Raw genomic sequence first — 6,789 nt, 5'->3', positions numbered from 1 at the left:
CGAGGCCCATGGATGGGCCGAGTAACGGCGAGCGAAGCGAGTCAATCCCCCCCTCGCCGCCATATTTTAAGAAGAGCTCGTACGCAAGTACGGGCTTTTTTTCGCATGTGGCACCGCAGACATCCCCGGGGTCGGCATCAATGCCTCTCCCGGGCTACCAGACCGTATCCGCCAGGTAGCCCGCTATGCGCAGCGCCGCCGGGAGGCCCCCAAAAACAACAAAGCCCGGGCTCGCCCGGGCCTTGCTCACAGTATGACGATTAATAATAGGCTTTCAGCGTCCGCTGGCAGAGGGCCGAGCGCACGCAGTCATCGGTGGTGAAACGCACGATGCCGATCATCTCGTCTTCCTCAAAACGCGCCAGCGCATCGCTCAGGCCGGACCGCACCCCTGAGGGCAAGTCGCACTGGGTGATATCGCCATTGACGATGACCGTCACGTTCTCCCCGAGGCGGGTTAAAAACATCTTCATTTGCGCTGCGGTCACGTTCTGGGCCTCGTCCAGAATCACCACCGCATTTTCAAAAGTACGTCCGCGCATATAGGCGAACGGCGCGATTTCCACCTTGCCGATTTCCGGACGCAGGCAGTACTGCATAAAGGAAGCCCCCAACCTTTTCACCAGCACGTCGTAAACCGGTCGGAAATAGGGCGCGAACTTCTCGGCGATATCTCCCGGTAAGAAGCCGAGATCTTCGTCGGCCTGCAGAACGGGACGGGTAACAATAATTCTGTCCACATCCTTATGGATCAGCGCTTCAGCTGCCTTCGCCGCACTGATCCAGGTCTTGCCGCATCCGGCTTCGCCGGTGGCGAAAATCAGCTGTTTATTGTCGATGGCATTCAGATAATGCGCCTGAGCCTCATTGCGCGCCTCAATTGGGGAAGTATCACGGCTGTCCCGCGCCATGCCAATTGCTTCTACGCCACTCATTTGCACAAGCGATGTGACCGATTCTTCTTCACGCTGCTTATGGCTGCGTGAATCCCGTCTCAGCACACGTTTTGCTTCACGACGAGCTTTGATCACTGCTTTTTGTCTTCCCATGGATAGCACCTTGCGTTGTAGGTTTACATCACACGCGTCAACATCGACGCGACTATGCGCACGAACGATTGAGGTTTGGCTTCCTTGTAAGCCATTGCTTGCCGGTAGAACTGACAACGAGTCGCGGCTACGCGCACCGCGTACCCTGCCAAGGTGGTAATAATTCGAAGCGGAGGGAGAAAGAGTGAGAAAATCGCTGCCGGAAGCGGGGCTTCCGTGCTGAAGAGTACGGTCTGTGGTTTTACGTTGTCCGGTACGGGACCTTACCATTCGCGATCTCCATAGTGAAACGTCACACTGCCGGGAACTACCGCGTATGTAATAAGTACATCAAAAAAGATTCTTAATGCAACTTATTTTTCACAATGACGCAACAAATAGTTCTTAAGCAAGTGTAGGAGACTATCGGTCATTTGTATTACAGAAATATAACACATGGCAGGAAATATAATAAAAAAGAGAAAAACAGCAGAAAACGCCCTGCCCTTGCGGACAGGGTCGGTATCAAGCCTGCAGCAGCGTCTGTCCCAGGTAGTGCTTATCATCCACCACGCCGGGTAAAACAAAGAAGTAGCCCCCGCCGATGGGTTTGACGTACTCCTCCAGCGCCTCGCCGTTAAGCCGTTTCTGCACCGTCAGAAAACCCTTTTCCAGGTCGTGCTGATAGCAAACGAACAACAGCCCCATATCCAGCTGCCCGGCATTAGTGACTCCCAGCGAATAGCTGTAGCCGCGGCGCATCATCAGGCTGGACTGGGTTTCCGGCGTGCGAGGGTTGGCCAGACGAATATGGCTATCCAGCGCGATCGTCTCGCCGTTAGGATCTTTACTGTAATCCGGGGTATCGTGTTCGTTTTTCATCCCCAGCGGCGCACCGGTGTGCTTGTCGCGGCCGAAGATGGTCTGCTGCTCCTTGAGCGGCGTCCGGTCCCAGAACTCGACGTGGAACTGGATGATGCGCGCCGCCTGATAGCTGCCGCCCACCGCCCAGGCCGGCTCGTCCTGATCCGCCGTGACCCACACGACCTGATCCATCAGCGCGCTGTCATGGCTCGCCGGGTTAGCGGTACCGTCCTTGAAACCCAGCAGGTTGATGGGGGTTTCTTTGCCTTTGCTGCGCGCCGCGCTATCGGAGATAAATCCTTCCCGCTTCCAGCGCACGCTGAGCAAATCCGGCGTATGTTTGATGACATCGCGCAGGGCGTGGATCACCGTGTCCTGAGTATTGGCGCAGATCTGCAGCAGCAGGTCGCCATGGCACAGGGCGGCATCCAGTGAATCATTGGGGAAGCGAGTCATCGGCTGCAGCTTTTTCGGCGCTTTATCCGCGAGACCAAAGCGCTCATCAAACAGCGAATGGCCGACCGAGACGGTGATGGTCAGATTATCCGGGGCAATCCACGGCCCTAAGATGCCGGAATCCATCGGCGGCAGACGCGGATTAGGCGTATCCGGCGCGGGGCCGCCCTGGGTTAAAAAGGCGATACGCTGGGTCAGCAGCCGAAACAGACGCTCGAGGTCGGCTTTATCTGACGCCAGCACATCGAACGCCACCAGCATCATCGAGGCCTGCTGCGGCGTCAGAATACCCGCCTGATGCGGGCCATAGAATGGCTGTTTTTCCTGGCGCGCGTCAGGTGTGAGCGTCCCGGGGGAACTTTCCGCTTTTGCCGCATGCGCTACCGGGCAGCCGCCGGTGATGGCCAGCGCGCCGCCAAGCGCGCCGATCCCTTTCAGTAAGCGACGACGTGACGGCTCGTTCACGTCGTGTGGTTTCTGTTGTGCCATCGACTTAGTCCAGACCCAGGATCCCGCGCAGCTGAGCCAGATCTTCCGCCAGGGTGGTGATCGGCCCTTTCAGCGCATTACGGTCAGCGGTGGTCAGCTTATCGTAAGTTTCGAAACCCTCTTTGGTGCGGTATTTGCTGAGGATACTGTCCACTTTCTTAAAGTTGGCGTCCACTTTAGCCAGCAGTGCGCTGTTCTCTTTTTGCAGCTGCGGGCGCAGCAGATCGACAATTTTCTGCGCGCCGTCAATATTGGCCTGGAAGTCCCACAGGTCGGTATGGCTGTAGCGATCTTCTTCACCGCTGATCTTGCTGGCTGCGACTTCTTCAATTAATCCTGCCGCCCCGCCCACGACTTTTGACGGTGGGAACGCCAGCTCGCTGATGCGCTTTTGCAGCTCCAGCACATCGCTGTTCAGCTGATCGGCATATTTTTCCATGCCCTTGACGCTGTTATCGCCAAACAGCGCCTTTTCCAGACGGTGGAATCCGGTGAATTTCGGATCTTCCGCTTTTTTCTCGAAATCGTCTTCGCGGGCGTCGATGCTGCCGTCAAGGTCAGAGAACAGCTCAGCAATCGGCTCAATGCGCTCGTAATGCTGGCGCGTCGGGGCGTACAGCGCTTTCGCTTTTTCGATGTCGCCAGCTTTCACCGCGTCGGTAAAGGCTTTGGTGCCGCTGACCAGCTGCGCGGTTTCCGCCGTCACATAGGCTTTATAAGCGGTGATCGCTTCGCCGAGGCTCAGCACCGCATCCGCTTTCGCCGCGTCTTTGGTGGCGGCGCCGGTGACGATCAGTTTGCCTTTCGGGTTGGTGAGCAGACCGCAGGTCATGTCATATTCGCCCGGCTGCAGGTTTGCGGTGAGCTTCTGGGTAAAGCCCGGCGCGATGTTTTCGCGCTCTTCCACCACCATCACCCCTTTCAAAATCTCCCACTCCAGCGCTTTCTGGCTGTGGTTCTGAATAATAAACTGGGTTTTACCCGCGTTAACGGTCACCTGCATCGGCTCGCACTGTTTGTCGTTGACGGTGACTTTGACCTGCGGGATATCCGCAGCCTGAGCACCGAATGCAGAGCTGAGCAGCGCGGCCACGGTCACCCGCAGCGCATTACGGCGAAAATGAATCATCATGATCATCCCTTTCGGTAAGTAGAGTGTCGCTTATAAGCTCGCAGCGCCTGGTCAGGCAGCCCGCGAGGCAGTCGTATTATTTCGCGGCGGCAGCGCAAACAGCACCAGCGCCGGGATCAGATAAAGCAGATAGACAGCCACTTCGCTGACGCTTGGCGTCTCCTGGTAGCCGAAGATCCCTTCCAGCAGCGTGCCGAACAGCGTATGCGTCGACAGCACAGTGCTCAGATCGAAGGCGGTCTCCTGGAACAGGTTCCACAGGCCCGCCTCGTGGAAGGCGCGGATCGCCCCCGCAGCCAGGCCAGCGGCCACCAGCAGGATAAACAGGCTGGTCCATTTGAAGAACACGCCAAGGTTGAGACGGATACCGCCCCAGTAGAGGAGGAAACCCAGCACGATTGCCGTGGCCAGCCCCAGCATCGCCCCCAGCGGCGGCCAGATGCCAACGTCCTGCTGGAATGCCGCCAGCAGGAAGAAGACCGACTCCAGCCCCTCACGGGCGACCGCGAAAAAGACCATCATCACCAGCGCCCAGCCGTGGTGATTGCCGCGCTGTAGCGCCTTATCCACGGCCTGCTCCAGCTGCTGCTTGACGTTGCGTGAGACATTGCGCATCCAGAAGACCATCCACGTCAGGATCACCACCGCAATGACCGCGACGATCCCTTCGAACAGCTCCTGTTCGCGCTGAGGAAATTCCCCGGTGGTTTCGTTGATAAAGATGCCTAAGCCAAGACACAGCGCCGCTGCGAGGATCACGCCAATCCACATCACGCCAATCCAGTTGCCGCGCTGGGTGCGTTTCAGATAGCTGGCGATCAGGCTGACAATCAGCGCCGCCTCCAGGCCTTCGCGTAACATAATGAGAAATGGGACAAACATGCCAATACCCTTAAATGTAAAGCACCGTCAACGAATGCAAAAACAGGTAATATTTATGATAGTGATTATCATTACAATACTCAGAAACACAAGCGAAATGTTTAGAGAATGATGACTATCTGTAAATAAATCGCTGGCAAATAATGACTTATGAAAATATTCGCCTGTTATGAGGGAAAAGAATAAGCAAAGGATTTTTTACGCCAGATATTTACCCGTCGCGGCGGCTATGGCTAAATGGCGGCCTTATTGACCTGCGAAAAGAACAACATGACTGCATTTTTTCATTTCCTGCTGGCGCTGGCGGTGATCCTCGCCCTGGCCTGGCTTGTCAGCTACGACAGACAAAAAATTCGTATTCGTTATATTCTTCAGTTGATTATTATAGAAATAGCGCTCGCTTTCTTTTTCCTGCACGCCGAAAGCGGCCTGTGGCTGGTAAAAAATATTTCCGGCTTTTTTGCTTCGCTGTTAGGCTTTGCCGCCGAAGGGACCAATTTCGTCTTTGGCGGCATGAGCGAAAAAGGCTTAGCCTTTATTTTTCTTGGCGTCCTGTGTCCGATTGTGTTTATTTCCGCGCTGATTGGTATTCTCCAGCACTGGCGGATCCTGCCGATTTTTATTCGCGTGATTGGCACCCTGCTGTCGAAGGTCAACGGCATGGGTAAGCTGGAATCTTTTAACGCCGTCAGCTCCCTGATCCTCGGCCAGTCGGAAAACTTCATCGCCTACAAAGGCGTACTGGGCGACCTCTCCTCACGGCGTCTGTTCACCATGGCGGCGACGGCCATGTCGACCGTATCGCTGTCGATCGTCGGCGCCTATATGACCATGCTGGACGCCAAATATGTCGTCGCGGCGCTGATCCTGAATATGTTCAGCACCTTTATCGTGCTGTCGGTGATTAACCCGACGCGGCCGGGCAGCGAGCAGGAAATAAAGCTGGAGAAGCTGCATGAATCACAGAGTTTCTTTGAAATGCTCGGGGAATATATTCTGGCCGGCTTTAAAGTGGCGATGATTATTCTGGCGATGCTGATCGGCTTTATCGCCCTGATCAGCGCCATTAACGCGCTGTTCGCTGCCCTGTTTGGCCTCAGCTTCCAGCAGATCCTCGGCTACGTCTTCTATCCGTTAGCCTGGCTTATCGGCATTCCGCTGAGCGATGCGCTGAACGCCGGCAGCATCATGGCCACCAAGCTGGTCGCTAACGAATTTGTGGCGATGATTGAGCTGCAAAAGATTGCCGCCAGCATGACGCCGCGCGGGCTCGGCATTCTCTCGGTCTTCCTGGTGTCGTTTGCTAACTTTGCTTCAATCGGCATTATCGCCGGGGCGATCAAAGGCCTGAATGAACCGCAGGGCAATATCGTCTCCCGCTTCGGCCTGCGGCTGGTGTTTAGCGCCACGCTGGTGAGCCTGCTTTCCGCCAGCTTCGCCGGGCTGGTGCTGTAAGACAAACGGCGGGGCTGCCCCCGCCGTTTACTCAGAACTGCACGCAGACCGGCTGGTCGACACGCATCACCGACTCCTGCGCGAAGCGCGATTTATAGCCCTCGCGCAGGGCCTCAATACCGGTCTCGCTCTGCGCGTCGTGGCCATGGATCACCATCAGCGCCTTGCTCTGCTCCCGCACCACCTGACCATTCTGGCCAAGCCACTGGCCGTGGGCATCAAACACCGTCAGCCCGTCGCGAAAGCGCGGCGTGACGTCGCGGTCGACAAACTGTTGCCACTCTTCAGCGGTGATGTCTTTCCCCGCCGGGCGGCTCAGACCGAAGTAAAGCGTGGTTTGCACCATGGACTGATCCGCCGGGCAGGCGCCGGGCTTCGGCGCGCTGGTCGATGAACTTCCACCCGCCGCGCAGCCGCTGAGTAACCCTGCCAGCACCAGCGCCATTACACCCTGTCTGAACGTCATCTTTGCTATCCTCATTG

At 56.6% G+C, this 6,789-nt stretch carries 6 protein-coding genes; 1 reads left to right on the top strand and 5 read right to left on the bottom strand.

The genetic code is table 11. The annotated features are described in order from the left end of the window. Positions 1-260: 260 nt before the first annotated feature. From phoH to efeU, 4 genes are all read right to left on the bottom strand, one after another. On the bottom strand, positions 261-1,049 hold the full coding sequence (phoH, locus tag ABLV76_RS12715) for a phosphate starvation-inducible protein PhoH (protein WP_002898923.1): 789 nt from the start codon (positions 1,047-1,049) through the stop codon (positions 261-263). Positions 1,050-1,553: 504 nt separating this feature from the next. After that, positions 1,554-2,837, bottom strand: coding sequence for an iron uptake transporter deferrochelatase/peroxidase subunit (efeB, locus tag ABLV76_RS12710; protein WP_048323645.1), 1,284 nt, complete (start codon positions 2,835-2,837; stop codon positions 1,554-1,556). 4 nt (positions 2,838-2,841) lie between these two features. After that, complete coding sequence (efeO, locus tag ABLV76_RS12705) at positions 2,842-3,969, bottom strand: iron uptake system protein EfeO (RefSeq protein ID WP_017901109.1); 1,128 nt, start codon at positions 3,967-3,969, stop codon at positions 2,842-2,844. Between the two features lie 51 nt (positions 3,970-4,020). Beyond that, the gene (gene efeU / locus ABLV76_RS12700; RefSeq protein WP_004204515.1) at positions 4,021-4,851 is read right to left on the bottom strand and encodes an iron uptake transporter permease EfeU; all 831 of its coding nucleotides are present in this window, start codon (positions 4,849-4,851) and stop codon (positions 4,021-4,023) included. Between the two features lie 270 nt (positions 4,852-5,121). Here efeU and ABLV76_RS12695 point away from each other — a divergent pair, with 270 nt between their 5' ends. Beyond that, on the top strand, positions 5,122-6,306 hold the full coding sequence (locus tag ABLV76_RS12695; RefSeq protein ID WP_282861496.1) for a nucleoside transporter C-terminal domain-containing protein: 1,185 nt from the start codon (positions 5,122-5,124) through the stop codon (positions 6,304-6,306). Between the two features lie 31 nt (positions 6,307-6,337). Here ABLV76_RS12695 and ABLV76_RS12690 read toward each other — a convergent pair whose 3' ends face one another. Continuing rightward, positions 6,338-6,772, bottom strand: coding sequence for a DUF3574 domain-containing protein (locus ABLV76_RS12690; RefSeq protein WP_004204513.1), 435 nt, complete (start codon positions 6,770-6,772; stop codon positions 6,338-6,340). Positions 6,773-6,789: the final 17 nt, after the last annotated feature.

It is taken from the genome of Klebsiella sp. GB_Kp047 (genome assembly GCF_040065235.1).
In the GTDB taxonomy this organism is placed as follows: Bacteria; Pseudomonadota; Gammaproteobacteria; order Enterobacterales; family Enterobacteriaceae; genus Klebsiella; species Klebsiella quasipneumoniae.
This window is presented reverse-complemented; position numbering and strand designations above follow the sequence as displayed.

What these genes read in the sequence shown, in the direction of transcription:
- phoH (WP_002898923.1), bottom strand. Translation starts at nt 1,049, where the DNA reads ATGGGAAGACAAAAAGCAGTGATCAAAGCTCGTCGTGAAGCAAAACGT.
- efeB (WP_048323645.1), bottom strand. Translation starts at nt 2,837, where the DNA reads ATGGCACAACAGAAACCACACGACGTGAACGAGCCGTCACGTCGTCGC.
- efeO (WP_017901109.1), bottom strand. Translation starts at nt 3,969, where the DNA reads ATGATGATTCATTTTCGCCGTAATGCGCTGCGGGTGACCGTGGCCGCG.
- efeU (WP_004204515.1), bottom strand. Translation starts at nt 4,851, where the DNA reads ATGTTTGTCCCATTTCTCATTATGTTACGCGAAGGCCTGGAGGCGGCG.
- ABLV76_RS12695 (WP_282861496.1), top strand. Translation starts at nt 5,122, where the DNA reads ATGACTGCATTTTTTCATTTCCTGCTGGCGCTGGCGGTGATCCTCGCC.
- ABLV76_RS12690 (WP_004204513.1), bottom strand. Translation starts at nt 6,772, where the DNA reads ATGACGTTCAGACAGGGTGTAATGGCGCTGGTGCTGGCAGGGTTACTC.